Below are 513 nucleotides of genomic sequence, written 5' to 3'. Positions count from 1 at the left end.
CCGCTGGACCGAATCGACCATCATCCTTCCTCCTGCGGCATTACCGACATGATCCGTCTTGTCCCATGGCCGCGCGCGCCGAACCATAATCGGATCGACTAGCCCCGCCCCGCGCGGCGTTTCCGATTGCGCTGGCCCCGAGCAGCGGGCCATGGTCGCGCGGTCATGACCTTCGCGCTCGCCGGGACCGGCGTTCATCTTCCGCCGCGTTGCGCGGCCGGCCGGCCGCTCGCCGGCGCGGGGGATACGACCTCCGGCATGGCGGCGCTGGCCGCGCGCGACGCGCTCGACGCCGCCGGTTGGACGGCACATGACGTCGAAATGGTGATCGGCGCATCCAGCGTCATGGAACAGCCAATCCCCGGCACCGCGACGCTGATCCAGCGCCGGCTGGGCATCGGCGCGGCGGGCGGCGCGGCGTTCGACGTCAACGCCACCTGCCTGTCGGCGCTGGTCGCGCTGGACGTCGCGCTGATGGGGATCGCCGCAGGCCGCTGGCGGCGGGTGCTGATC

General features: G+C 72.1%; 1 pseudogene. It reads left to right on the top strand.

What is annotated here, in order from left to right:
- Window positions 1-258: 258 nt before the first annotated feature.
- Window positions 259-513, top strand: a pseudogene (locus tag AX685_RS08860) (3-oxoacyl-ACP synthase); the annotation flags it as partial.

Source organism: Sphingomonas sp. CCH9-F2, assembly GCF_001556735.1.
In the GTDB taxonomy this organism is placed as follows: domain Bacteria; phylum Pseudomonadota; class Alphaproteobacteria; order Sphingomonadales; family Sphingomonadaceae; genus Sphingomonas; species Sphingomonas ginsenosidimutans.
The sequence above is the reverse complement of the archived record's forward strand: the minus strand, read 5'-3'. Positions and strand labels throughout refer to the sequence as shown.